General features: G+C 60.7%; 27 protein-coding genes and 1 pseudogene. 14 read left to right on the top strand and 14 right to left on the bottom strand.

Annotated elements, in window-relative coordinates; all coding sequences use genetic code 11:
• The first annotated feature begins 49 nt into the window (after positions 1-49).
• The 3 genes from IMW75_RS17735 (at position 50) to IMW75_RS17725 (ending at position 1,604) form a co-directional block, all read left to right on the top strand.
• Entirely contained in the window at positions 50-331 is a 282-nt protein-coding gene (locus IMW75_RS17735; RefSeq protein WP_045060390.1) for a pentapeptide MXKDX repeat protein, read from the top strand.
• 142 nt (positions 332-473) lie between these two features.
• Positions 474-884: a response regulator gene (locus IMW75_RS17730; RefSeq protein ID WP_205893355.1), complete on the top strand. Its 411-nt coding sequence runs from the start codon at positions 474-476 to the stop codon at positions 882-884.
• Positions 885-935: 51 nt separating this feature from the next.
• A complete protein-coding gene (locus tag IMW75_RS17725) occupies positions 936-1,604 on the top strand; it encodes an HAD-IA family hydrolase (protein ID WP_205893354.1) in 669 nt (222 codons plus the stop codon).
• A gap of 118 nt (positions 1,605-1,722) precedes the next feature.
• On the opposite strand, the gene IMW75_RS17720 is transcribed toward IMW75_RS17725, so the two are convergent.
• The gene (locus tag IMW75_RS17720; RefSeq protein ID WP_045060428.1) at positions 1,723-2,040 is read right to left on the bottom strand and encodes a DUF2388 domain-containing protein; all 318 of its coding nucleotides are present in this window, start codon (positions 2,038-2,040) and stop codon (positions 1,723-1,725) included.
• 306 nt (positions 2,041-2,346) lie between these two features.
• Here IMW75_RS17720 and IMW75_RS17715 point away from each other — a divergent pair, with 306 nt between their 5' ends.
• The gene (locus IMW75_RS17715; RefSeq protein WP_205893353.1) at positions 2,347-2,940 is read left to right on the top strand and encodes a DinB family protein; all 594 of its coding nucleotides are present in this window, start codon (positions 2,347-2,349) and stop codon (positions 2,938-2,940) included.
• On the opposite strand, the pseudogene IMW75_RS26980 reads toward IMW75_RS17715, so the two are convergent.
• Together IMW75_RS26980 and IMW75_RS17710 are read right to left on the bottom strand one after the other, a co-directional pair.
• Positions 2,876-3,028: pseudogene (locus IMW75_RS26980) on the bottom strand (LysR family transcriptional regulator); the annotation flags it as partial. The gene IMW75_RS17715 and the pseudogene IMW75_RS26980 sit on opposite strands and share 65 nt — an antisense overlap.
• Complete coding sequence (locus tag IMW75_RS17710; RefSeq protein WP_045060393.1) at positions 3,029-3,913, bottom strand: LysR substrate-binding domain-containing protein; 885 nt, start codon at positions 3,911-3,913, stop codon at positions 3,029-3,031.
• A gap of 117 nt (positions 3,914-4,030) precedes the next feature.
• Between IMW75_RS17710 and IMW75_RS17705 the strand changes: the two genes are divergently transcribed.
• From IMW75_RS17705 to IMW75_RS17695, 3 genes are read left to right on the top strand one after another with little or no spacing between them, the layout of a single operon-like run.
• Entirely contained in the window at positions 4,031-5,047 is a 1,017-nt protein-coding gene (locus tag IMW75_RS17705; RefSeq protein WP_205893352.1) for an aldo/keto reductase, read from the top strand.
• A 2-nt stretch (positions 5,048-5,049) separates the two neighbouring features.
• Complete coding sequence (locus tag IMW75_RS17700) at positions 5,050-5,847, top strand: SDR family NAD(P)-dependent oxidoreductase (protein ID WP_045060395.1); 798 nt, start codon at positions 5,050-5,052, stop codon at positions 5,845-5,847.
• A gap of 30 nt (positions 5,848-5,877) precedes the next feature.
• Entirely contained in the window at positions 5,878-6,288 is a 411-nt protein-coding gene (locus IMW75_RS17695; RefSeq protein ID WP_205893351.1) for an SRPBCC family protein, read from the top strand.
• A gap of 112 nt (positions 6,289-6,400) precedes the next feature.
• Here IMW75_RS17695 and IMW75_RS17690 read toward each other — a convergent pair whose 3' ends face one another.
• On the bottom strand, positions 6,401-7,795 hold the full coding sequence (locus tag IMW75_RS17690; RefSeq protein WP_045060397.1) for a sensor histidine kinase: 1,395 nt from the start codon (positions 7,793-7,795) through the stop codon (positions 6,401-6,403).
• Positions 7,773-8,456 (bottom strand): response regulator transcription factor, encoded by a 684-nt coding sequence (locus IMW75_RS17685; RefSeq protein ID WP_045060398.1) that lies wholly within the window; start codon positions 8,454-8,456, stop codon positions 7,773-7,775. The genes IMW75_RS17690 and IMW75_RS17685 overlap by 23 nt, the downstream gene beginning before the upstream one ends.
• Before the next feature lie 267 nt (positions 8,457-8,723).
• Between IMW75_RS17685 and IMW75_RS17680 the strand changes: the two genes are divergently transcribed.
• A complete protein-coding gene (locus IMW75_RS17680) occupies positions 8,724-9,656 on the top strand; it encodes a hypothetical protein (protein WP_045060399.1) in 933 nt (310 codons plus the stop codon).
• Positions 9,657-9,814: 158 nt separating this feature from the next.
• On the opposite strand, the gene IMW75_RS17675 is transcribed toward IMW75_RS17680, so the two are convergent.
• Entirely contained in the window at positions 9,815-10,426 is a 612-nt protein-coding gene (locus IMW75_RS17675) for a glutathione S-transferase (protein ID WP_205893350.1), read from the bottom strand.
• A 363-nt stretch (positions 10,427-10,789) separates the two neighbouring features.
• Between IMW75_RS17675 and IMW75_RS17670 the strand changes: the two genes are divergently transcribed.
• The 3 genes from IMW75_RS17670 to IMW75_RS17660 all read left to right on the top strand — a co-directional run bounded on the left by IMW75_RS17670 (position 10,790) and on the right by IMW75_RS17660 (position 13,341).
• On the top strand, positions 10,790-11,194 hold the full coding sequence (locus IMW75_RS17670) for a TraR/DksA family transcriptional regulator (RefSeq protein WP_007907888.1): 405 nt from the start codon (positions 10,790-10,792) through the stop codon (positions 11,192-11,194).
• Between the two features lie 182 nt (positions 11,195-11,376).
• Positions 11,377-13,017: a methyl-accepting chemotaxis protein gene (locus IMW75_RS17665; RefSeq protein ID WP_414704652.1), complete on the top strand. Its 1,641-nt coding sequence runs from the start codon at positions 11,377-11,379 to the stop codon at positions 13,015-13,017.
• A gap of 120 nt (positions 13,018-13,137) precedes the next feature.
• Positions 13,138-13,341, top strand: coding sequence for a hypothetical protein (locus tag IMW75_RS17660; RefSeq protein ID WP_205893348.1), 204 nt, complete (start codon positions 13,138-13,140; stop codon positions 13,339-13,341).
• Positions 13,342-13,350: 9 nt separating this feature from the next.
• Here IMW75_RS17660 and IMW75_RS17655 read toward each other — a convergent pair whose 3' ends face one another.
• Both IMW75_RS17655 and IMW75_RS17650 read right to left on the bottom strand, forming a co-directional pair.
• Complete coding sequence (locus IMW75_RS17655) at positions 13,351-13,590, bottom strand: DUF2789 domain-containing protein (protein ID WP_122839434.1); 240 nt, start codon at positions 13,588-13,590, stop codon at positions 13,351-13,353.
• 129 nt (positions 13,591-13,719) lie between these two features.
• On the bottom strand, positions 13,720-13,950 hold the full coding sequence (locus IMW75_RS17650) for a hypothetical protein (protein ID WP_045060403.1): 231 nt from the start codon (positions 13,948-13,950) through the stop codon (positions 13,720-13,722).
• Between the two features lie 606 nt (positions 13,951-14,556).
• Between IMW75_RS17650 and IMW75_RS17645 the strand changes: the two genes are divergently transcribed.
• From IMW75_RS17645 to IMW75_RS17635, 3 genes are all read left to right on the top strand, one after another.
• The gene (locus tag IMW75_RS17645; RefSeq protein WP_082069195.1) at positions 14,557-15,027 is read left to right on the top strand and encodes a hypothetical protein; all 471 of its coding nucleotides are present in this window, start codon (positions 14,557-14,559) and stop codon (positions 15,025-15,027) included.
• A 151-nt stretch (positions 15,028-15,178) separates the two neighbouring features.
• Entirely contained in the window at positions 15,179-16,195 is a 1,017-nt protein-coding gene (locus IMW75_RS17640; protein ID WP_045060405.1) for an ABC transporter substrate-binding protein, read from the top strand.
• 73 nt (positions 16,196-16,268) lie between these two features.
• Positions 16,269-16,706, top strand: a complete 438-nt coding sequence (locus IMW75_RS17635) for a DUF3995 domain-containing protein (protein ID WP_122839436.1) — start codon at positions 16,269-16,271, stop codon at positions 16,704-16,706.
• Positions 16,707-16,787: 81 nt separating this feature from the next.
• Here IMW75_RS17635 and IMW75_RS17630 read toward each other — a convergent pair whose 3' ends face one another.
• The 6 genes from IMW75_RS17630 to IMW75_RS17605 are packed head-to-tail and all read right to left on the bottom strand — an operon-like array spanning position 16,788 to position 22,851.
• On the bottom strand, positions 16,788-17,150 hold the full coding sequence (locus IMW75_RS17630; RefSeq protein ID WP_045060408.1) for a Na+/H+ antiporter subunit G: 363 nt from the start codon (positions 17,148-17,150) through the stop codon (positions 16,788-16,790).
• A complete protein-coding gene (locus IMW75_RS17625; RefSeq protein WP_045060409.1) occupies positions 17,147-17,425 on the bottom strand; it encodes a K+/H+ antiporter subunit F in 279 nt (92 codons plus the stop codon). Before IMW75_RS17625 ends, IMW75_RS17630 begins: the two co-directional genes overlap by 4 nt.
• Positions 17,422-17,910, bottom strand: a complete 489-nt coding sequence (locus IMW75_RS17620) for a Na+/H+ antiporter subunit E (RefSeq protein WP_205893347.1) — start codon at positions 17,908-17,910, stop codon at positions 17,422-17,424. Before IMW75_RS17620 ends, IMW75_RS17625 begins: the two co-directional genes overlap by 4 nt.
• Positions 17,907-19,592, bottom strand: a complete 1,686-nt coding sequence (locus IMW75_RS17615) for a monovalent cation/H+ antiporter subunit D (RefSeq protein WP_205893346.1) — start codon at positions 19,590-19,592, stop codon at positions 17,907-17,909. Before IMW75_RS17615 ends, IMW75_RS17620 begins: the two co-directional genes overlap by 4 nt.
• Positions 19,589-19,933, bottom strand: a complete 345-nt coding sequence (locus tag IMW75_RS17610) for a Na+/H+ antiporter subunit C (protein ID WP_003202835.1) — start codon at positions 19,931-19,933, stop codon at positions 19,589-19,591. Before IMW75_RS17610 ends, IMW75_RS17615 begins: the two co-directional genes overlap by 4 nt.
• Positions 19,933-22,851 carry a monovalent cation/H+ antiporter subunit A gene (locus tag IMW75_RS17605; protein WP_205893345.1) on the bottom strand — a complete coding sequence of 973 codons (2,919 nt, stop codon included), beginning with the start codon at positions 22,849-22,851 and terminating at the stop codon, positions 19,933-19,935. Before IMW75_RS17605 ends, IMW75_RS17610 begins: the two co-directional genes overlap by 1 nt.
• Positions 22,852-22,952: the final 101 nt, after the last annotated feature.

Raw genomic sequence — 22,952 nt, 5'->3', positions numbered from 1 at the left:
GCGCAGCCCGTGTTGCGCACATTCGCACCTCAGCTCCAGGAGATTCATCATGAAAAAACTGACCAGCATTGCCCTGTCCATGTGCCTCGCAGCAGGGGCCGCCAGCGTGTTTGCCGCCGATACCATGAGTCCGGACGGTATGAGCAAGGACTCGATGTCCAAGGACGCGATGAAAAAAGACTCGATGAACAAAGACAGCATGAGCAAGGACGCCATGAAGCAGGACAGCATGTCCAAGGACGGGATGAAAAAGGACAGCATGTCCAAAGACGGGATGAAAAAGGACGCAATGTCCAAAGACGCCATGAAAAAGGACGACATGGCCAAGTGATCTACGCTTCGTGAACGGCTGGACGCCTGATTTCGTCGACTGCCTGTATCAAAAATGAATTTCCGCCGAGTCCGCTGCTCATACCTGTAAGCAGCGGATTTGAGCCCGCGAAATTTTTGAGCAATCAGGGAGTGGCACCGTCATGAGTCCAGTCACAACGGCAAGCGATCACCTTCCCGACGGGTTGATTCTTGTAGTGGAGGATGATCCGTTGATCCTGGAGTTTCTCTGCGAAATTCTTCAGGACGAAGGTTTTACCGTTGAACCCCAGGTCAGTGCGGACGCGGCAGCGGTCTATCTGGAGCAGCACTCCGACAAGGTCAGTTTGTTGCTGACCGATATCACCATGCCCGGCAAACTCAACGGTGCCGACCTGGCGAATCAGTTCGGCGATCGCTGGCCGGACAAGCCGATCATGATCATGTCAGGGTTCGAAACGCCGGAGACTTCCGGGGTTCGGCACGATGTTTCTTTCATCAAGAAACCTTGGGCGCTCGGGCAATTGCTCGATTGCGTTGAAGGGGCGCTGAAGAAAGCCCCGGTGCAACGTTGATCCTGTACATTGGGTGAAACCCCGCCCGTTACCTGGATAGGAAGTCTGCTTTTGCCTGCTGACGACGCTGTTTTCAATCGCGCTTACCGCGCCTTTCTCTTCGACATGGATGGCACCGTTCTCAACTCCATTGCTGCCGCCGAGCGAATCTGGACTACCTGGGCCCTGCGCCACGGCATCGATGTCGCGTCGTTCCTGCCCACCATTCATGGCGCCCGTGCCATCGACACGGTTAACCGTCAAGGTTTGCCGGGGATTGATGCACAGGCAGAAGCAGCCTGGGTTACCCAGGCCGAGATCGAGGACGTAGAGGGCATTGTCGAGGTGTCGGGGGCCGCGCGGTTCTTGCAGTCGCTACCGGCCAGGCAGTGGGCGATAGTAACTTCGGCGCCCAAGGCATTGGCTTTGCGGCGGATGGCAGCGGCCGGTGTCCCGGCGCCCGCCGTGATGATCACCGCCGAGGATGTCAGCGCGGGCAAGCCTGATCCTGCCGGTTACAAACTGGCGGCCGAGCGGTTGGGGGTAGAGATTGGCGAGTGCCTGATTTTTGAAGATGCCAGTGTGGGCATCCAGGCGGCTGAGACGTCCGGCGCTGATCTGCTGGTGATCACCTCGACGCATCCGCACCCGATGGATACGCCCCACGCGACGCTGGAAAGCTATGAACGGGTGGGTGTTGCGTTGTGTGCAGACGGGCAACTGACCTTGCAACAGCTCTAAAACAACTCCGCCCGTAGGAGCTACCGAAGGCTGCGATACAATTGCGTCCTTAGGAGCTGCCGCAGACTGCGATAACAACTCCGTCCGTAGGAGCTGCCGCAGGACGTGTCGGGTTGGCTTACTGCCCCGACGCAGCACCATCATTGATCAGGATGGCCCGGGCCAGGTCTTCATCGCTGGCGTTCAGGCCAGGATTGTCCTGGCGAATCTGATGCATCACCGACTCCAAATACACCCCGCGAATGGCGCCGCCGCTGGCAACGAAGCTTGAGGCATCATCCTTGGCTGGAATCATCAATTTGTGATCCTTGAACGTGGAATACAGCGACGCTGAAACCCCGGCCGAAGTGGCGACATCGCCGGCATCGACTTTGGCCATGGCAGAACCGAACGGCAAGCAAAGTACCAATGAAGAGATCAGAACAAGACGGCGCATGACGGTGTCCTCCGACAGCTTGAAGCGTAAGTGAATTACCACATACCTTAAGATGCGTGTCGGGGCTCAGTAGTTCCTTGAGCGGCAGATAATCATTTCAGACAACAATCCTCACTCGCCATTTCAAGGCTCTTGTGCACGTATGCAGGCCCTGGCAGGCATGCCGTGTGATACCGCAACGCGGATAGATTGCCCGCAGCTGTCTATTTCCCCAAATCGTCACCTGTACCGGTGATCAGCGCCCAGGCTGGCGGGGCTCAGCGGGTCTAAACTTGGCAGTGCGCCCATCGCAATGGGAGAACTGCAATGATCAATACAGCTACTGCCTGCATGCTGGCCGATTACAAGCGCTGGGCGGACCTGCGCCTGTTCGACAGCCTAGCCGCGCTGCCACCCGGTGAAGTCGATAAACAACGGGTCTCGGTGTTCAACAATATGATTGGCACCTTGAACCACATCTACGTGGTGGACTGTATCTGGCAAGCCCACCTGGAGGGCCGCGGACACGGTTTCAAGACCTCACACGGTCTGCTCCACGCCGACCTGCCGGAACTGCGCCAGGCGCAGAAGGATATCGATCACTGGTACTGCGACTGGAGCGCCAGTCAAACCGATGCCTCGCTGCTCAAACCGGTCGAGTTCGCATTCGTTTCCGGCGAAAACGCTACCATGAGCGCGGGCGCGATGCTGATGCACGTGATCAACCATGCCAGCTATCACCGTGGCTGGGTGGTGCAGATGTACTTCGAGATCCCGGCCATGCCACCGGTAACGGACCTGCCGGTGTTCCTGCGCGAACATGATCCGCAGCTGAAGACGCAGAAAGCACCTGCGGCGGCGCCGTCATGTGTCGGGCTATTCGCGAGCGCCACCAACGTTTTGCCGGATCGTTATCGTTGACGCTGCTTCACACCCTCGACAGCGGCGTCAGCCCAATGTCGAAGGGCGGAGCGTCGGCACGCAACTGGCTGCTGCCTTCGATCAAACTTTACTCGGTCAGCACCTTCCTGAACGTTTCCACCAACGGCCGCAAGTTGATCCGGTGCCAGGCCACCCACAACGGCGTGGTAAACGCTATCCACGGTACCTCCCGTAACACCACCCCTGGTGGCGCATTTCGACTCAAGCCTTTCTGAATCATCGCAATCCCCAGCCCTGAGGCGACCAGCCCCAGGGCGGTGAAGGGTTCGGTGGCTTCCATGCGGATGTCCGGAGTGAAGCCGGCGCGGATGCAGGCACTGACGAAGTCTTCGCGACTGGCGCAGTTCTGCCGGTGTTGCACCCCGATCCACTCCTGGGTGGCCAGGTCCGCGGGGGCCAGTGTGCTTTGCCGTGCCAGCGGATGGTGCTCGGGCAGGGCCAGGAGCATCGGGTCGTCGAGGACCTGAAAGCCGAGGAGGTCGGGGTCGTCGTCGGTCGGCGGTTCGCTGACAAGGGCGATATCCAGACTACGCTGACGCAGGCCTTCGAGTTGTTCGGCGCAGCTCAGGTTGTACAGCGCGACGTGCACGCCTGGCCGGTCTGCCCGCAGCACGCGCAAGGCATTGGGCAGTACCCCGGCGTGCATGGCGTTTTCGATGTAGCCGATGCACAGGCCGCCTTCCTCACCGCGACCCAGGCGTTTGCCAAGGGATTCCAGGCGGTTGGCATGGGTCAGCAGGGCGCGGGTTTCGGCAAGGAAGGTCTGGCCGTCGCGGGTCAGGCGGATGCGTTGCTGGCTGCGCTCGAACAGGGTCAGACCCAGGCGTTCTTCGAGCTGGGCTATCTGCCGGCTCAAGGGCGACTGGGAAATGTGCAGGCGCTCGGCGGCGCGGCCGACGTGCTCTTCTTCGGCGACAGCGACGAAGTAACGCAGTTGGCGGATGTCGATCATGTCAGACCCTCAGGGACTCAAGTGCTGCGCATTATGTCTTGGACGGTCCGATCATCACAATCCAGAATCTGCTCAACGGTCGATTGACCGATCTCTGAATACGACGAGGTTTGCATCATGAGCTTGAAAGACAAACTGCCCGGCGTCCTGGGTTTTGGCACCGCGCCGCTGGGCAACATGTTCCGTGCCATTCCCGAGGAAGAGGCGCTGGCCACCGTGCACGGAGCCTGGGATGCCGGCGTGCGATATTTCGACACCGCGCCATTTTATGGCTCGGGCCTGGCGGAAATCCGCTTGGGTGCGGCGCTGGCTGGGTACAAGCGCGACGACTATGTGTTGAGCAGCAAAGTCGGGCGGGTGATTCTCGATGAGGTCGAGGATGCCGCGGCGCGGGACCTGGGCGAGAAGAGCGGAGTGTTCGAACACGGCCGGCCCAACAAAATCGTCAATGACTACAGCGCCGACGCGACGCTGCGCTCAATTGAAGACAGCCTCGAACGCCTGCAAACCGATCGCCTGGACATCGTCTGGGTGCATGATATTGCCCAGGATTTCTACGGGGACCAATGGCTCGAATACTTCAATCAGGCCCGCACCGGTGCCTTCAAGGTGCTGACACGCCTGCGTGAAGAAGGGGTGATCAAAGGCTGGGGGCTGGGGGTGAACAAGGTCGAGCCCTGTGAGCTGACTCTGGACCTGACCGAAGCGCAGCCGGATGGTTTTCTGCTGGCGGGGCGCTATACCTTGCTTGATCACGACCGGGCCCTGCAGCGCTTGATGGCGTCGGCGCTGGCGCAGAATGTCGAGATCGTGGTCGGTGGCCCTTACAGTTCCGGGATCCTGGCCGGCGGTGCACATTTTGAGTACCAGAAAGCCAGCCCGCAGATCGTCAGCAAGGTCGAGCAGATCAAGCGCATTGCCGCGGCCCATGGTGTCGACATCAAGGCTGCTGCGTTGCAGTTCAGCCTGGCTAACCCGGCAGTGGCGGCGGTCATTCCAGGTTCCAGTCGGCCGGGGCGGATTGCCGAGGATGTGGCGGCGCTGTCGGCGGTTATTCCTGCGGCGTTCTGGCAGGCAATGCGTGAAGCGAAACTGGTGTCCGAGCGGGCGCCGTTGCCAACGATGGGAGCTTGAAGATGAAAATTGATCTGAGCGAAAAACTGGCCATTGTCAGTGGCAGTACGGCCGGTATTGGCCTGGGCATCAGCAAGGCGCTGGCCGAATCCGGTGCGACGGTGGTGGTGATCGGCCGGGATACGGCCAAGGTCGAGCAGGCCCTTGAGAGCATTCGCCAGAGCGTGCCGGGCGCGCAGGTGCGGGGCCTGACGGCGGACCTTGGGACCGCAGAAGGCGCAGCCCAGCTGTTCGCTGCCGAGCCGCGGGCGGACATCCTGGTGAATAACCTGGGGATCTTCAATGAGGTGGATTTCTTCGACGCGCCGGACAGTGAATGGACGCGCTTTTATGAAGTCAACGTGATTTCCGGCGTGCGCCTGTCCCGGCATTATGTGCCGGACATGGTCAAGCAAGGTTGGGGCCGGGTGATTTTCCTGTCCTCGGAATCCGGGGTGGCGACGCCGGCCGACATGATCAATTACGGCGTGACCAAGAGTGCTAACCTCGCGGTGTCCCATGGCCTGGCCAAGCGGCTGGCGGGCACCGGTGTGACGGTCAACGCGATCTTGCCCGGCCCGACGTTCACCGACGGCCTGGAGCAGATGCTCAAGGATGCCACCGCCGAATCCGGCCGCAGCGCCCGGGAGGAAGCTGACGCCTTTGTGCGCAAGGCGCGCCCGACTTCGATTATCCAGCGCGTGGCAGATGTCGAGGAGGTGGCCAATCTTGTGGCTTACATCGCGTCGCCATTGTCTTCGGCCACCACCGGCGCTGCTTTGCGTGTCGATGGCGGTGTTGTGGACAGCATGGCGATCTGATTTTTTTGATTGATTTGAGAGAGAACCTACATGGCAACTGCATCAGCGTTCATTGATATTCCGGCTTCGGTCGACGATGTTTGGCAATTGATTGGTGGCTTCAATTCGCTGCCGGACTGGCTGCCGTTCATTCCAAAAAGCGAACTGAGCGAAGGCGGGCGCGTGCGCAGCCTGCAGACCTCGGACGGTGCGGTAGTGGTTGAGCGGCTTGAATCTTTTGATAACGCCGGGAAGACTTACAGCTACTCGATTTTGCAGGCGCCGTTTCCGGCCACTGATTATCTGGCGACGATCCGCGTTGAGGCTCAGGGCGAGGGTGCGCGCGTGACGTGGTCGGGGCGGTTTGTACCGGTGGGCGTGACCGAGGAGGAGGTTGTAGAGCTGTTCAGCGGGATTTATCAGGGTGGCGTGCAAGCTTTGCGGGCCAATTACCCCGGGTAACCCCGATCGACATGGGGCCAGTGTGGGAGCGGGCTTGCCCGCGATGGCGGTCGGTCAGGCGACGCACATTTTGAATGTGCCGGCCTCATCGCGATCCCTCGCCCCATGAACCTCAAGTCTGGGCAATGGGCGGTTGCCGGCAATCGAGCACCAGCCGAGCGCCGCCCAGTTCGCTTTCACCGAGGTCCAGGGTGAACCCATGCAGGCTGACGATCGCTGCGACTATCGACAGGCCCAAGCCAAATCCGCTTTGTTGATTCCCGCCCTCGGCGCGGTAGAAGCGCTGGAACACGGCTTCTCTCTCTGCCAGCGCAATGCCTGGTCCAGAGTCGAGCACTTCGATTCGCGTATGCCCACCCGCATCGATCCCGCGCAAAATCACCTCGCCACCCGGTGGCGTGAACTTGATCGAGTTGCTCAGCAGGTTAGCCAAGGCCTCGAACAACAAAGCCCGATCGCCATTGAGCGGCGGCAACGTAGCGGGCAGTTGCAGCTTGAACGTCAGTTCGCCTTCTTCCGCCAGTGGCAAGTAGAAGTCATGAAGCTCCTGCAGCATGGGCAATGGGTCAAGCTGCACAAAGCCGGAGCGCCGCTGCCGGTCTTCCAGTTCGGAGATCCGCAACAGGCCACGAAAGCGTGCCATCAGGGTATCCGCCTCACCCAACACTGAATCAAGCTGCGCGGCCAGGGGCGAGCCGTCGTCCGCCTGCTGCTGAATCCGGTACAGCTGCGCCCGCAGGCGCGTCAGTGGGGTGCGCAGGTCGTGGGCGATGTTGTCGCAGACGCCCTTGACCTCATTCATCAGGCGCTCGATGCGTTCCAGCATGGCGTTGACGATGGCGGCCAGCATGTCCAGTTCGTCACGGCGATTGGACAGCGGCAGGCGGCGGGTCAGGTCGCCGGCGACGATCGCCTCGGCGCTGGCCTGGATGGCGCGAATTCGCCGCAGGGGGCGGCGGCGCAACAGGTGCCAGCCAGCGATGCCCGGTAGTATGGTCAGGGTCACTCCCCAGAACAGCGCGTGCAAAATGATCCGCGTCACAGCGAACAGCGAGCCGTTGTCGCGCACCAGGATCAGCCAGCGACCGTCTTTCGTCTGGGTGGCGACCGCGTCACAACTGTCGGCTGGCAGGCTCGGGTCATCGGAATCGGCGCAGTCGCTCAGCATGTGGATTTTGCCGTCCAGCAGCAGACCTTTCGGGATGTGATCCAGCGCTCCGCTGAGGTAGCGGTGCTGATCGTCAAACAGGCCATAGGCGTCGATGCCGCGAATGTCGAACGTCATGCTGACGGCGAGGGCGTCGAGCAGTTGCTGACCCTGGAAATGCGAGAACAGGTGCTGGCGTTGCAGCAGCGAGTGCTTGGCCAGGTTGTCGAGGTAGGTGGACACCTCGTAGTACATCACGCCCATCAGAATCCCGCTCCAGATCACGAACAGCGAACTGTAAAGCGCCAGCAACCGGCTGCTGGAGGAGCGCCAACCGTTAGAGGGGTTCGGCAATGACATAACCTGAGCCTCGCACGGTCCGAATCAGTGGGACATTGCCAGGCGGGTCGATCTTTTTGCGCAGGCGACCGATATGCACGTCGATGAGATTGGTGCCAGGGTCGAAGTGATAACCCCACACCTCCTCGAAAATCATCATGCGCGACAGAATCTGCCCGGTATTGCGCATCAGGAATTCGAGCAGTTTGTATTCGGTGGGCAGCAGTGTCAGCAGTTGGCCGTCGCGACTGGCTTCGTGGCTGATCAGGTTCAGCTCCAGGTCGGCGACCCGCAACGTAGTTACTTGGGAGGTGACTGTGTTCTGCCGGCGCAACAGGACTTCCACCCGGGCTGCCATTTCATCGGTAGCGAAGGGCTTGGTCAGGTAATCGTCACCGCCTGCGCGCAGCCCCCGAACCCGCTCATCGACGTCGGAGAGGGCGCTGATCATCAGGATGGGCGTGGCCACACCCATGGTGCGCAAGGTGGTGACGATCGCCAGGCCATCCAGCTCGGGCAGCATGCGGTCTAGGGTGATCAGGTCATAGTCGCCACTGACTGCCCGCTCCAGGCCTTCTCGGCCGTTATCCACCCAGTCTACGTCGAGGCCATGGCTGCTGAGTTCGGCAACGATTTCCCGGGCGGTCACGGCGTCGTCTTCGATGGTCAAGATTCGGGTCATTGGCGGGCCTGATTGGGGTTCACAACGGTGGACCCATTTTGCCAAGAAAACCGCTCATTCTTTCTAAATAAAAATTCATCCGGGAATGCAGTGCATAAAACCCGCTGATATCGGCGTTTTGTTGCAATTTGCATGATTTTAGCAAGTTCAATTTTTATAAATCATTGAAAAATATAGGTTTATCAAAAAAGCGCGCTTGGCACGCCGACTGCAATTGTTCAGGCAGCTACTTGTAACAACATCTTTCCTGCCTGGAGCGACACAATAATGAATAGATCCTCGGATGGTTTCTATCCTGCCGCAGAAGAATCAAACGCGCGGTCGGGCGTTTCCTGGGGTGCGATTTTTGCCGGTGCCGCTGCAGCGGCGGCGTTGTCGCTGATCCTCGTATTGCTGGGATTTGGCCTTGGCTTCTCGGCGGTTTCGCCATGGGCCAATGAAGGCGTGAGCGCCAAGGGGCTGGGCATTTCCACGATCGTCTGGCTGGCCTTCACGCAAATCGTCGCATCGGGCCTGGGTGGCTACATTGCGGGCCGCCTGCGGGTCAAATGGGCCAACATGCACGGCGATGAAGTCTACTTCCGTGATACTGCCCATGGCTTCCTTTCGTGGTGCGTTGCAACGTTGGTGGCCGCGACCCTGGTGGTCGGTTCGGTCAGCAGCATCATCAGTGGTGGCGTGCAAGCCGGTGCCAGTGTGGTCGGGGGTGCAGCCAGCATGGCTACCCAGGCAGCAGGTTCGGCAGCCGGTAACACCGACAGTGACCAGTATGGTTACTTCATCGACAGCCTGTTCCGTGATGATCGTCCAGCCGCCGTCAGCGATGACGCCGCCCGTGGCACCGTCACCCGCATCTTCGTACGCAGCCTGAACGACGGCCAACTCGCCGCCGAAGACCGTACCTACCTTGCACAACTGGTTGCCCAGCGTACCAACCTGACCCAGGCCGATGCCGAGCGTCGTGTTGACGAAGTGTATGCCCGTACCCAGAAAGCCGTGGCCGACGCCAAACAGGCTGCCAAGGAAGCGGCGGACACCGCTGCCAAAGTGGCTGCCACTACCACCTTGTGGATGTTCGTTGCGCTGCTGATCGGTGCCTTCTTCGCCAGCCTCGCTGCCACCTTCGGCGGTCGTCGCCGTGATGCCGTGGTGTATGTCGAATCCGACGCCTACGTCACTACTACCAACTCGATTCGTTAAACCAGGAGAAACCTCATGCGCTCATTACTGTTGTTCTTTCTCGGTGTACCGATCCCGATCATTATCCTGATCGCCCTGTTTATGCACTGATAGTCCTGGAGCTTGTGCTCCTGCCGCTTCTGCCTCTGGTAGAAGCGGCGTTTTTGTTTAAGGGGGATTCATTCGATCGGCGTGTCCAGGAAGGCTTCCAGCTGCTCCGCATACGCTGTAAACGCGCTGATCTGTGGAAACCGCTCACTGTCTACCTGCTCCGGCACCACCAGCCGAGAGAAGCTCCAGGCCACCGCCACGCTGATCCCGGCCTGGTCGATCGAACCATCGGCCTTCAAAGGCGCAAACTCCAGCTCGCGCTCAAGCGCCGAATACGCCGCTGCGAGTTGTCCCTCCACCCGTTCCACCCAGGGTTCATATTGAATCTCGGCGGGCCGCAGGTTGCGTTCGTAATACAGCTGTACGGATTTTTCACAGGCGGCCAACGCCAGGCCAGTCAGGCGCAATGCGCGCAAGCGTTGATCGAGTTCGCCGGGCATCAGGGTGTTGTCCGACCCGGCCAACGCCTCCAGGTAGTCGATGATCAGCGTGGAGTCGATCAGCACATCGCCGTTGTCCAGCACCAGGGTGGGCGCCTTGACCACTGGATTGATCTGCTGGAACTGCTCGAAGTGACGAAACACCGAGACGGATTGGTGTTCCAGAGGGATGCCCAGGCACTTGGCGCTAATGGCCACGCGCCGCACGTAGGGCGAATCGAGCATGCCGATCAACTTCATGGATATTCTCCTTGGGGTCGGGCTTATGGGATGCTCAACCTTAGCTCAGGTTGGGCGCGGTGCAATAGATGTACGGGGGAGCCGCCGTTTGTCCTGTATATACAGCCACCCGATTGAATTTCTTGCTATAAACGCACTCCGATAACCACTGCAACGACTGCCGTAGAGCATTTTCGGGGTCTTGTCGGACGAATTCACTGTCTTTTCAGTTGCTGAGGCCTCAAGTCGGCCTTAGACTGCCGCCCCTCGTAAATTGAGTGCCGGGTGGCGCTTGGAATAAATGGCGCCTTTGCGTTGGCCTTCCCAGGCCCAGCGGAACGCTCCCTAATTCGCCTTAATGCACGTTTTTTTATAGAGATATCAATGACAAAGGACAAGTTGCTGGCCATGCCGGCGGATGACTACATGAATGCCGAGCAACATGCTTTTTTCTCCGAGCTGTTGCAAAACATGAAAGTTGAAACCCATGAGCGCATCGAACAGAACCGCATCGCCATCGAGAGCCTGGACACCCCAGCCGATCCGGCCGACGCTGCTTCCGTCGAAGAAGAGCGCACCTGGCTGGTAAACGCGATCGATCGCGACCAGCGCATGCTGCCTCAGTTGGAACAAGCCCTTGAGCGCATCAAGGAAGACAGCTTCGGCTGGTGCGATGACAGCGGCGAGGCAATTGGCCTCAAGCGCCTGCTGATCAGCCCGACCACCAAGTACTGCATCGAAGCACAAGAGCGTCACGAACAGATCGACAAGCACCAGCGTCAGGCCTGATTTCGTTTCGTAGCGCTTGAATCGCGGGCAAGCCCGCTCCCGCAAGGTTTGCGTTGAACCTGTGGGAGCAGGCTTGCCCGCGATGCTTTTTATCGTCCGCAGAAAACCCGACACGCTTCTATTGATCTGCTGCAATAACCGCGACTAACGGACCATGGATAATGGCCAGGTAGTGGCGTTAAATGCGGGTACAACAATTAGAAGACACGTGGGTGACGATGATGACGAGAGACGGATCTCTGGTTGGGCCAGTGCCGGCACCAATACCGGCAACCCGCAACCAATGGCTCACGCCGACGCTGCAAAGTGTCGCGCTGCTGCTCCTGCTCGGGGGCATCACGCTGGGAGGCTGGTCGCTGGCTGTCGGCCTGCCGCTGGCGATGCTGATTATCTGGCTGCCGCGCCTGCGCCAGCGCAGAGCCCCTGAGGCGCCTGCCGACACATCCGACGGCATCGCCGGGTTGACCCGCGATCTGTCGTACGCCACCAGCCACAATGCGCTTTCAGCCGCCGGCGTCGCCTATTCGGTCAAGCAACTGGCCGACCGCCTGCAGTCGCAACTGGGGGCGGCTGCGCAAATCGTCAGCAATGCCGAAGTACTGATCGCCACCGAACAAGCCACATCGCTGCTCAGCCAGCAAGCGCTGGGGGCCGCCAGCGAAGCTCATCACAGCAGCGCGGCCGGACGTTCGCAACTGGTCGAGTCGATCGCGCGCATGCATCAGCTCAGTCTGCGCGCGAGCAACAGCCGGGAAATGATCGAAGCCTTGAGCCTGCGCAGCGACGACATCCAGCGAGTGACGCTGGTGATCCAGTCCATTGCCAGCCAGACCAACCTGCTGGCCCTGAATGCGGCCATCGAAGCGGCGCGGGCAGGTGAACATGGCCGGGGCTTTGCGGTTGTTGCCGATGAAGTGCGCGGCCTGGCTGCGCGCACGGCGACCGCGACGGGCGAAGTCGGCGAGATGGTCGCCGATATCCAGCAACGCACGGCGCAAGTGGTGGAGCAGATTCGTCAACTGTCCAGCGACCTGGACCAGGGCGTCGAACAGGTCGAGCAAACCGGACAGCACCTGGAGAACATCGCGCGGCTGGCAGCCGGGGTCGAACACCAGGTCGGCGAAATCGCCCAGGGCGCGGCGACCAACCGCGAGCAACTGGACAGCCTGTTCCACGCCATCGAGCAGATGCGCAGCGACCTGGGCGTCAGCGACCAGCAGACCCAACGACTGGCACTGGCCGCAGTGCAAATGGAAGGGCAGGCCGAAACCATCAGCGAGCGGCTTGCCGAAGTCGGCCTGGATGATTACCACCAACGCATCTACGACCTCGCCCGCGAAGGCGCAAGCCAGATCACGGCGCGATTCGAAGCTGATATCGACCAGGGACGTGTCAGCCTCGATGACCTGTTCGATCGCAATTACCAGGCGATTCCCAACACTCATCCGGGCAAGTTTCAGACCCGCTTCGATCGTTACACCGATCAGGTGTTGCCGGCCATCCAGGAACCGCTGCTGGCCCGTCACGAGGGCCTGGTGTTCGCCATCGCCTGCACGCAGCAGGGCTACGTGCCCACCCATAACAAGGTGTTCAGCCAACCGTTGACTGGCGACGCACAGCTTGACGCGCTGAACAATCGCACCAAACGCAAGTTTGCCGATCGCACGGGCATTCGTTGTGGCGGCCATCAGCAACCCGTGCTGCTGCAAACCTATACCCGCGACACCGGTGAATTGATGCACGATCTTTCGGTGCCAATTCTGCTCAAAGGGCGTCACTGGGGTGGTTTGCGCCTGGGCTATATACCAGAGAGTCCGCGCTGACCTGGCGGCCATTGTTACCGGTTCGGCAACTAAGCTGTGCAGCGGCGTTGCTGTTTCCTTGCCGGGAAACTCATTAACCTACCGACATAGTTAGGTGGCTAATGAATTAGGCGAGGCAATATGCAAAGCAAAGTGGATGTTGCGGTGATGATTGGCAGCGCTGTGCCCTCGAACCTGCGGGCGATGGGGCAGAGTGTCTGCTGGGTAGTGCTGCTGAACGGGGAGCGTCGCGGTACGGCGTTCGCCAGTCGCAATGAAGCGCAGGAGTGCAAAGCTGCCTGGCTTGCGCAATTGAGCGCAGCACAACAAGGCAGCCTGCACTGAGTCCGCTGCTTAGTGAACCTGGTGCATGCGCAGGTTGAGGTCGTCGACCACCCGCGCCCAGTCAGCATCTTCGCGCAATTGTTCTTTCAGGAAGCCCGCCTGCTGCGGCGTCCAGAATTCGGCGTCGATCAGCTTCTTGTCGTCGGGGAGGGGAGAGTGACTGGCGATGAAGTCGTCGATCGCCTTCTCGCTGGAATCCAGGCCCAGCTGGTCAAACAGGCCTTTCAAATCATGTGTAGGTGCATCCATGTTGATCTCCTTGAGTGTCGCGTCGAGTGCAAGTGCTGAAGTACGGCTCATTGCATCAGAGGCGGCCGCGCTCCAGGAGTTCGATAGCGATGTTCTAAAGCAGGGCAAGCATAGACGGCAAACTGAAGGTCAGGCCTTTAACGCGCCTTCATCGACAGCCAGCTTGAGTGCCTTGGCGGCATCCTGGGCGGCAATGGCGGCCACGTCGGCGGTCTTGAACCAGCGGTCCTTTTCGACCTGGTGGCAGGTGACGGTGGTCAGCGGCGGTTTGGCGCGCATGATGATGACTGCCTGGAACTCACCCTCGACTTCCCTGACTTCGCCCCGGATGAAAAATTCGCCGATATCAAATTCCGTCACGTCGCAGCCTTCCCATGAGAATATTCTGTTGTTTTGAGCGTTGCCCGCCGTTGGGACGGATTTCATTGGTCGGGCATTATGGCAGTAGTTGCCTGCCGGCGGCTGAGATAAGTCGCCGGCATGACGAAACGCCTGTCGAAGCCGCAGTCAGTGGCGGCACTCGAGGGCGTGGCCTGCAAATGATTGCACGGGGAGCCAGGCAGTTGGCTGAAGTGTGTTTAAGTGCACCTGTGAAGTCCTTTTCACGGGTTTGCCGACGTCTGTTCGTCGTTATGGGTAGTCTGGAAGAGCGTCGCTGCTCTAGAATCACCCGCAGTGCCGGGCGTACGTGCCTTTCCAAAGCAATTTTTGCTTGGCGATCTGTTGGAAAAATGCTTTTTTCAAAGCGATTTTTCCCTGGAGTTGATAGTCCGTTTTCTCTGGCGTAAAAAAGGCGCTGTACTCCAAGTCTTGAAAAACGCCAGACAGGGACGACGTGGGTGGTATTCCATTATTCTGTTGATCCTGGGATTCACCCCGGTTTATGTGTTCATTTCGGCATTGCCGCTATTTTCTGCCGTGCGCCCGTTTCGCGCGCGGCACCATTTCAGATGTGGGGATGTTTCCTTGGCAGTAAGTAATCTCGATATGCATGCTTTGTTCGTGCTGGGTGATCTGCGGGCAAAGCTGGTTAAACAGTTTCAGTCACGTTTCGTTTACATCACCGAACAAAACGCCGAAGGCATTTACATTGCCGAAATCGATACCGAAGAGTCGTTGGTCGTTGATGATAAACCCGGGCTCAAGCTCAAGGTTGGCGATCACTTCAGCGCATCCGTGCTGCCCAGTCGCGAAGGCGGCAAGCTGGATATCAAGTTTCGCGAAATTAAACTGACCGTTTACGGCCTTGGCGATTATGCGTTCGTGACTACCGCTGATGGCCACGGCATCGTGTTCAAGGAAGGCCATAGCGTAGTGATGGTGTTCGCCGCGCACCAGCAGTTGCAGGAAGGTTTGACCAAGACACTCAAGGCCGTCACGGCCAAGGCCGCGAAATGGCGCAAGGGTGAACTGGTGACCTTCAAGGCCAGCGAATAAGCGGCCGGCACTGCAGTACATTTGCGAAAACAGATTCACGCCCTTCGAAAGCAGGAACCTCTACTACAGTCAGTGGACTGAGTATTTTGAGGCTCGCGGTCTTCTGCCCGGCCATCCTGCTATTGCTGTGAACAGCACGAGGTGCAAAAGCATGAAAGGATTACGACGGTTCCTGGCCGCTGCCCTGGCCACTGGCGCTTTGTTCGCTTCATCCGGCCCGGTGGCCGCCGCCCAGGCGCCCATCCATTTTGCCGACCTGAATTGGGAAAGCGGCAGCCTGATCACCGATATCCTGCGGATCATCGTCGAGAAGGGTTACGGACTGCCCACCGATACCTTGCCGGGCACGACCATTACCCTGGAAACCGCGCTGGCCAACAACGATATCCAGGTGATCGGCGAAGAATGGGCCGGGCGCAGTCCGGTCTGGGTCAAGGCTGAGGCTGAAGGCAAGGTGGTGAGCCTGGGCGACACGGTCAAGGGCGCCACCGAAGGCTGGTGGGTGCCCGAGTATGTGATCAAGGGTGACCCGGCCAAGGGTATCAAGGCCGTGGCCCCTGACCTGCGCAGCGTCACCGATCTGCCCAGGTACAAGGACGTGTTCAGCGATCCGGAATCGCCTGGCAAGGGCCGCTTTCTCAACAGCCCGATCGGCTGGACGTCCGAGGTGGTCAACAAGCAGAAGCTCAAGGCCTACGGGCTGGACGACAGCTACGTGAACTTCCGCAGCGGGTCCGGGGCGGCGCTGGATGCCGAGATCAGTTCTTCGATTCGTCGAGGCAAACCGATCCTGTTCTATTACTGGTCGCCGACGCCGCTGCTCGGCCGCTTCAAGCTGATCCAGCTGGAAGAACCGCCGTTCAATGCCGAAGCCTGGAAGACCCTCACCGATGCCGACAATCCCAATCCGCAGCCGACCCGCTCGCTGGCGTCGAAGCTGTCGATCGGTGTGTCCACCCCGTTCCAGAAGCAGTACCCGCAGATTGCCGAGTTTTTCAGCAAGGTCGATTTCCCGATCGAGCCGTTGAACAAGGCGTTGGCCCAGATGAGCGAAAAACACACCGCGCCACGCCAGGCGGCCGAGGCGTTCATGAAGGCGCATCCGGACGTGTGGCAGGCCTGGGTGCCCAAGGATGTCGCCGCCAAAGTTGCTGCCGAGTTGAAGTGAGTTTGGGGCTGCCCTTACATAATCGTTCGGGTAGGTTCATCCTGCGCGCACGTTTCACGCTGGAAGTTTGACTATGAGCCTGGTAATTGCGCAATGGATGGCTGCCGTCTTCCTCCTGATCAGCCTGGTCCACCTGTACTGGGCGGCCGGTGGCAAGCTGGGCAGCGAGGCCGCCGTGCCGCGAGTGCCCAGGGAGGACGACCAAGGCTCCAGGCCGGCCTTCAAGCCTTCTGGATTTGCCACGCTACTGGTAGCGGTCGGCCTGCTGCTGATCGCGATGCTGGTTTGCCTGCGGGTCGGCCTGTACCTGCCGACGGTGCATCACTGGTCACTGCAGTGGGTGATCAGCGCCATTGCGATGCTGATGTTCGCCCGGGCGATTGGCGATTCGAATCTTGTAGGGTTTTTCAAACAGGTCAAGGATTCCAAATTTGCCCGCCTCGATACCTGGGCGTATTCGCCGTTGTGTGTGGTGCTGGGGGCAGGGTTGCTGGCGGTGGCGTGGATCTGAGCGGTGGACTAGAGCTCTATATCTAGATCCGAGTCTGTGGGAGCAAGGCTTGCTCCCACAGGATCCAAAGGTGCCCGTGGCTCAGTTCCCGCTTTCCATGCTCCGACTACTTACCTCGGCCGGCACATCATCCCCGGCCATGCGCTTGCGAAACAGCGCCGCCCGGGCCAGCAGCAGGGTGGTCACCGGTACCGTGATTGCCAGCAGAATCGGAATCAGCCAGGCGTGCAGCACCGGCGCGGATTTGAGCGCCGAGAAGTAGATGATCGACGCCAGTGCCACGCTCCAGGCGCCCAGGGTCGACGCCAGGGCTGGCGGGTGCATGCGCTGGAAATAATCCTTCATGCGCAGCAACCCGGTGGCGCCGATCAGCGCAAACAGGCTGCTGAGCACCAGCAGGATCGCCACCGGCACTTCAACCCACAAAGACAATTCAGCGTTCATTCGATCACCTCGCCGCGCAGGAGGAATTTCGCCAGGGCAAACGAGCCGACGAAGCCGAACAGCGCGATCAGCAGCGCTGCTTCGAAGTAGGTGTCACTGGCATAACGGATGCCCAGGGTGAGCATCATCAGCATCGCGACGATGTATAGGTAGTCCAGCGCCAGTACCCGGTCTTGTGCCGAAGGGCCCTTGAACAGGCGAATCAGGGTCAGGACCATGGCCAGCGAGAAGATGAACAGGCTCAGCAGGATCGCATTCGACAGCAGCGGGCTCATTCGAAGATCTCCATCAGGGGGCGTTCGTAGGTCGCCTTGAAGTGCTCGATGAACAGCGCTTCGTCATCCAGGTCGAACACGTGCAGCAATAGAATGCTGCGGTCCAGTGCCAGTTCCGACCAGACCGTGCCGGGAACCACCGTGGTGATCATCGACAGGGCCGCCAGGCCATTGGCGTCGCGCAGCTCCAGCGGCACCTTGATGAAGCGCGAGCGTGGCGGTCGGCGTCCGGCATTGAGCACGCTCCAGGCGACGGCGAGGTTGGACACCACCACGTCACGGCCCACCAGCAGGAACAGGCGCAGGATCACCCCAGGGCGGCGAATGCGGATCGGCAGTGGGCGCAATTTGCGCATCATCAATGGCGCGCAGATGCCGAGGATGGCCCCCAGCAGAACATTACCCGGGCTGATCGACAGGTTCAGCGCCAGCCACAATACCCACAGCGCCAGTGACAACCAGGGGGCGGAAAACAGACGGCTCATGGGCGCACCTCGACGATCGCGGCTTGCGCTTCGGGGCTTGGCACGGCGCGAGTGCCGAGCACTGCCATGACGTACTGCTGGGGATTGTTCAAGGCGTCTGCAGCGGCCTGGGTGTAACGCAGCAGCGGCTCGGCCTTGAAGGTCAGGGCGATACTCAAGCCCAGCAACGCGAAGATCGGCACACATTCAAAACGGCGCAATAGCGGCGACGGTCGTTCCTCCGGCGTCCAGAAGCGCTGGATACCCAGGCGGGAGAAAGCGATGAGCGATGCCAGGCCCGAGATGATCAGCAGCGCCAACAGGCCCCACGCGGCGTTCGACACCGGTTGATCGCTGCCGGTGCCCAGGCCCATTGGGTTGAGCAGGGCGTGCAGCAAACCCAGCTTGCCGATAAAGCCCGAGAGCGGCGGCATGCCGATGATCAGCAGCGAGCAGGCGATGAAGCTCAGGCCGAGGAAGGCCATGGTCCAGGGAATTACCTGGCCGACCACGGCTTTCTGTTCGTCATCGAGGTTGATGCCTTTGGCTGGCTGCAGGGATTCCATGGGCCGGGGCAGCAGGTCGCCGTCATCGAACAAGGGTATTTCATTGGCCGAGCGCGAACGTTCGATCAGCTCGGCCAGCAGGAACAGCGCGCTCAACGCCAGGGTCGAGCTGACCAGGTAGAACAGCGCCGCGCCGATCAGCTTGGGCTGGGCGAAGCCGATGGAAGCCAGCAGGATGCCCGCCGACACCAGGATGCTCAGGCTGGCCAGGCGTTCGAGGCGTTGCGCGGCAATGATCGCCACCGCTGCGCAGATAATGGTCGCCATGCCGCCATAGATCAGCCAGTCGCCACCAAAATACGCCGACGCCCCGGCTTGTCCGGAAAACAGCAGGGTCCACAGGCGCAGCAAGGTGTAGACGCCGACCTTGGTCATGATCGCAAACATCGCCGCCACCGGGGCGCTGGCCGCGGAATAGGCCGGTACCAGCCAGAAATTCAGCGGCCACATGCCGGCCTTGGCCAGGAACGCCACCGCCAGGATCGCCGCGCCGGCATGCAGCAGGCCCCGATCGGCCTCCGGCACCAGGGGGATCTTCAGCGCCAGGTCGGCCATGTTCAGGGTGCCGGTGACGCCGTAGATCAGCGCCGCGCCGATCAGGAACAGCGACGAGGCCAACAGGTTGATCGAGATGTAATGCAGGCCGGCCGAGACCCGTGAGCGTCCCGAGCCGTGCAGCATCAGCCCGTAGGAGGCGGCCAGCAGCACTTCGAAAAACACAAACAGGTTGAACAGGTCGGCGGTCAGGAAGGCGCCATACAGGCCCATCATCTGGATCTGGAACAGCGCGTGGAAGCTCGAGCCCGCACCGTCCCAGCGGGCCATCGCAAACAGCAGGGCGCTGACGCCGATGATCCCGGTCAGTACCAGCATCATCGCCGAGAGCCGGTCGACCACCAGCACAATGCCAAACGGTGCCTGCCAGTTACCCGGCAGGTACACGCCGATGGAGCCGGGAATGCCGGTTTCCTGGGTCCATTGCAGCAACAGCACGGCAATGCCCAGCCCGACCAGGCTGGAGAACAGGTTGATCCTGGCCTTCAGCGGACGGTGTTTTTCCCCGAGCATCAGCATCAAGGCGGCAGTCAGCAGCGGCAGCAGAATCGGTGCGGCGATCAGGTGCGGCATCAGGTTCATTCCTTAGGCTCCCGGCCGTCCACATGGTCGGTACCGGTCAGGCCCCGGGAAGCCAGCAGCACGACCAGGAACAGTGCAGTCATGGCGAAGCTGATGACGATGGCGGTCAGCACCAGCGCCTGCGGCAATGGATCGGTGTAGTGCAGCAGGTCCTGGGGCACGCCGTCCTTGATGATCGGCTCCTTGCCGATAAACAGGCTACCCATGCTGAAGATGAACAGGTTGACGCCGTAGGACAGCAGGCACAGGCCCATGACCACCTGGAATGTCCGCGGCCGCAGGACCAGCCACACTCCGGACGCAGCCAGGACGCCGATGGCGATTGCGATGACTTCTTCCATCAGACGGCTCCTTTGCTGGCGACGGATTTGGGCAGTGCCGCGGTCTTGTGGCCACGAACCGACTGGTGGGCGATGGCGGTGAGGATCAGCAAGGTCGAACCCACGACCACTGAATACACGCCAATGTCGAAAAACAGGGCGCTGGCGATGTGGATGGCGCCGAACACCGGCAGGTCGAAATGCCAGGTGTGGGTGGTCAGGAACGGATAACCGACCGCCATGGCCCCAAGCCCGGTGACCGTGGCGAACAACAACCCGGTGCCCATCCAGCGCAGCGGCCGCAGGCTCATTTGCGCCTCGACCCACTGGGTCCCGGCCACCATGTACTGCAGGATGAACGCGACCGACATCACCAGCCCGGCAACGAACCCGCCACCGGGCTGGTTGTGACCGCGCATGAACAGGTAGATCGACACCACGAAGGCGATCGGCAGCAGCAGGCGCACCAGTACCGCCGGCACCATCATGAAGCCCAGGGCGGTATCGCTGGCCTGGCGCGGGTTGACCAGGTCGGTCACCACGTCGGGCGCCAGCAGGCGTTGCTGGGCCGGCAATTGCAGGCTCTCCTTGGGTGGGCGGAAGCGTCGCAGCAGGGCAAACACGGTCAGCGCCACGGCGGCCAGCACGGTGATTTCACCCAGGGTGTCAAAGCCGCGGAAATCCACCAGCATCACGTTGACCACGTTACTGCCACCGCCTTCGGGCAAGGCGCGGCTGAGGTAGAACGAGGAAATGTCGTTGGGGGTCTGGCGGGTCAACATGGCGTAGGACAACAGCGCCATGCCGCCACCGACAGCCGTCGACAACAGCAAGTCGCGCAAGCGCCGGATGCGCGCCTTGCGCAAGGTGCTCGGCAATGGCGCCACCTCTTCGATCCGCCGCGGCAACCAGCGCAGGCCAAGCAGGATCAGCACCGTGGTGACCACTTCGACTACCAGTTGCGTCAAGGCCAGGTCCGGCGCGGAGAACCAGACGAAGGTGATGCAGGTCATCAGGCCACAGACGCTGACCATGGTCAGGGCTGCCAGGCGGTGATACTTGGCCTGCCAGGCGGCGCCCAGGGCACAGGCGATCGCCAGCAGCCACAGGGTGACGAATACGGCCGAACCCGGGATTTTCGGTCGGTCGCCCCAGGTCAGGCTGCCGTGCAGCATCGGGATCAGCCCGACCAGTACGGCGGCCAGTACCACCAGGAACAGCTGGGTTTGCAGGCGCTTGGTGCTGATCCGCCGCTCCAGGCGCCGAGCCAGGCGCATCATCACCACCAGGCTGCGTTCGAACTGGCGCTTGCCGTTGAAGCGGCCAATCAGCGGCGGGTACTTGAAGCGTCCACGCTTGAGCTGATTGCGCAGCAGCAGGTAAAGGACGATGCCGCCGCTCATGGCTATCAGGCTCATGATCATCGGCGCATTCCAGCCGTGCCAGATGGCCAGGCTGTACTCCGGCAATTGGCCACCGACCACCGGAAGCGCAGCGGCAGCCAGCAGCGGGCCCACCACCTGTGCCGGGAAAATCCCCACTATCAGGCAGGCGAACACCAGCAACTCGACCGGTGCACGCATCCACCGTGGCGGCTCGTGGGGCGTGTGGGGCAGGTCGGTAGCGGTCGGGCCGAAGAACACGTCAGCGGTAAACCGTAGCGAGTAGGCGACGCTGAAGGTGCCGGCGATGGTCGCGACAATTGGCAGGGCCATTTCGACCCAGGCCGTGGCATTGATGAACACGGTTTCGGCGAAGAACATCTCTTTGGACAGGAAACCGTTGAGCAGCGGTACGCCGGCCATGGAGGCGCTGGCGACCATGGCCAGGGTGGCAGTGTAGGGGATCAGCCGGATCAGGCCACTGAGCTTGCGAATGTCCCGGGTGCCACTTTCGTGGTCGATGATCCCGGCGGCCATGAACAGCGAAGCCTTGAAGGTGGCGTGGTTGAGAATATGAAATACCGCCGCGACTGCTGCAAGGGGGCTGTTCAGGCCCAGCAGCAGGGTGATCAGGCCCAGATGGCTGATGGTCGAATAGGCCAGCAGCCCCTTGAGGTCGTTCTGGAACATTGCGCAGTAGGCGCCCAGCAACAGGGTGCAGGCACCGGCGCCGCTGACGATGTAGAACCATTCTTCACTGCCGGACAACGACGGCCAGAGCCGCGCCAACAGGAACACCCCGGCTTTGACCATGGTTGCCGAGTGCAGATAGGCGGAGACCGGCGTCGGCGCCGCCATGGCGTGGGGCAGCCAGAAATGAAAGGGGAATTGCGCGCTTTTGCTCAGGGCGCCGATCAGGATAAGAGGAAGCAGGACAGGGTAGAGGGCATGTGCGCGAATCAGCTCGCCGGCGGCCAGGACCTTGTCGAGGTCATAGCTGCCGACCACATGGCCAAGCAGCATGACCCCAGCCAGCAGGCATAAACCGCCGGCACCCGTGACCATCAGCGCCATGTAGGCGCCGCGTCGGGCGTCGGCGCGGTGATGCCAATAGCCGATCAGCAGGAAGGAAAAGAGGCTGGTCAGCTCCCAGAAGAATACGATCTGGATCAGGTTGCCGGAGATGACGAGCCCGAGCATGGCGCCCATGAACGCCAGGAAAAACGCGAAGAAGCGCGGCACCGGGTCGTCCGGCGACATGTAGTAACGAGCGTATAACGAGACCAGTGTGCCGATGCCCAGCACCAGCATGGAGAACAGCCAGGCAAAACCGTCCATGCGCAGGACGAAGTTCAGGCCCAGGCTGGGCAGCCAGAAGAATTCCTGGCGAATGACCCCGCCATCGACAATTTGCGGGTACAGCAAAGCGACCTGGACGGTGCCGATGAGGGCGACCAGGCCAGCCAACAATGATTCGGCATTACGCGCGTTGTGCGGCAGAACGGCGGCCACACAGCTGCCAACAAAGGGCAGAAGCAGTAGAACTATCAGGGACATAGGCTTCTAATCTGCGGAGGTTTATGAAGCATCATACGTGCCAGTCCCCGGATTACCAAACGCGAACCTGTGGCAGAATCCTACATGGCGTGCGCAAAAGT

This window comes from Pseudomonas gregormendelii, assembly GCF_017114825.1.
Classification (GTDB): domain Bacteria; phylum Pseudomonadota; class Gammaproteobacteria; order Pseudomonadales; family Pseudomonadaceae; genus Aquipseudomonas; species Aquipseudomonas gregormendelii.
This window is presented reverse-complemented; position numbering and strand designations above follow the sequence as displayed.

Bases quoted from the DNA above. Each gene is read 5' to 3' on its own strand.
- IMW75_RS17635 (WP_122839436.1), top strand. From the start codon at position 16,269: ATGAGCCTGGTAATTGCGCAATGGATGGCTGCCGTCTTCCTCCTGATC.
- IMW75_RS17605 (WP_205893345.1), bottom strand. From the start codon at position 22,851: ATGTCCCTGATAGTTCTACTGCTTCTGCCCTTTGTTGGCAGCTGTGTG.
- IMW75_RS17665 (WP_414704652.1), top strand. From the start codon at position 11,377: ATGCGGGTACAACAATTAGAAGACACGTGGGTGACGATGATGACGAGA.
- IMW75_RS17730 (WP_205893355.1), top strand. From the start codon at position 474: ATGAGTCCAGTCACAACGGCAAGCGATCACCTTCCCGACGGGTTGATT.
- IMW75_RS17695 (WP_205893351.1), top strand. From the start codon at position 5,878: ATGGCAACTGCATCAGCGTTCATTGATATTCCGGCTTCGGTCGACGAT.
- IMW75_RS17715 (WP_205893353.1), top strand. From the start codon at position 2,347: ATGATCAATACAGCTACTGCCTGCATGCTGGCCGATTACAAGCGCTGG.
- IMW75_RS17675 (WP_205893350.1), bottom strand. From the start codon at position 10,426: ATGAAGTTGATCGGCATGCTCGATTCGCCCTACGTGCGGCGCGTGGCC.
- IMW75_RS17735 (WP_045060390.1), top strand. From the start codon at position 50: ATGAAAAAACTGACCAGCATTGCCCTGTCCATGTGCCTCGCAGCAGGG.
- IMW75_RS17640 (WP_045060405.1), top strand. From the start codon at position 15,179: ATGAAAGGATTACGACGGTTCCTGGCCGCTGCCCTGGCCACTGGCGCT.
- IMW75_RS17625 (WP_045060409.1), bottom strand. From the start codon at position 17,425: ATGAGCCCGCTGCTGTCGAATGCGATCCTGCTGAGCCTGTTCATCTTC.
- IMW75_RS17705 (WP_205893352.1), top strand. From the start codon at position 4,031: ATGAGCTTGAAAGACAAACTGCCCGGCGTCCTGGGTTTTGGCACCGCG.
- IMW75_RS17630 (WP_045060408.1), bottom strand. From the start codon at position 17,150: ATGAACGCTGAATTGTCTTTGTGGGTTGAAGTGCCGGTGGCGATCCTG.
- IMW75_RS17660 (WP_205893348.1), top strand. From the start codon at position 13,138: ATGCAAAGCAAAGTGGATGTTGCGGTGATGATTGGCAGCGCTGTGCCC.
- IMW75_RS17620 (WP_205893347.1), bottom strand. From the start codon at position 17,910: ATGAGCCGTCTGTTTTCCGCCCCCTGGTTGTCACTGGCGCTGTGGGTA.
- IMW75_RS17720 (WP_045060428.1), bottom strand. From the start codon at position 2,040: ATGCGCCGTCTTGTTCTGATCTCTTCATTGGTACTTTGCTTGCCGTTC.
- IMW75_RS17655 (WP_122839434.1), bottom strand. From the start codon at position 13,590: ATGGATGCACCTACACATGATTTGAAAGGCCTGTTTGACCAGCTGGGC.
- IMW75_RS17700 (WP_045060395.1), top strand. From the start codon at position 5,050: ATGAAAATTGATCTGAGCGAAAAACTGGCCATTGTCAGTGGCAGTACG.
- IMW75_RS17615 (WP_205893346.1), bottom strand. From the start codon at position 19,592: ATGAACCTGATGCCGCACCTGATCGCCGCACCGATTCTGCTGCCGCTG.
- IMW75_RS17690 (WP_045060397.1), bottom strand. From the start codon at position 7,795: ATGTCATTGCCGAACCCCTCTAACGGTTGGCGCTCCTCCAGCAGCCGG.
- IMW75_RS17710 (WP_045060393.1), bottom strand. From the start codon at position 3,913: ATGATCGACATCCGCCAACTGCGTTACTTCGTCGCTGTCGCCGAAGAA.
- IMW75_RS17610 (WP_003202835.1), bottom strand. From the start codon at position 19,933: ATGGAAGAAGTCATCGCAATCGCCATCGGCGTCCTGGCTGCGTCCGGA.
- IMW75_RS17680 (WP_045060399.1), top strand. From the start codon at position 8,724: ATGAATAGATCCTCGGATGGTTTCTATCCTGCCGCAGAAGAATCAAAC.
- IMW75_RS17670 (WP_007907888.1), top strand. From the start codon at position 10,790: ATGACAAAGGACAAGTTGCTGGCCATGCCGGCGGATGACTACATGAAT.
- IMW75_RS17685 (WP_045060398.1), bottom strand. From the start codon at position 8,456: ATGACCCGAATCTTGACCATCGAAGACGACGCCGTGACCGCCCGGGAA.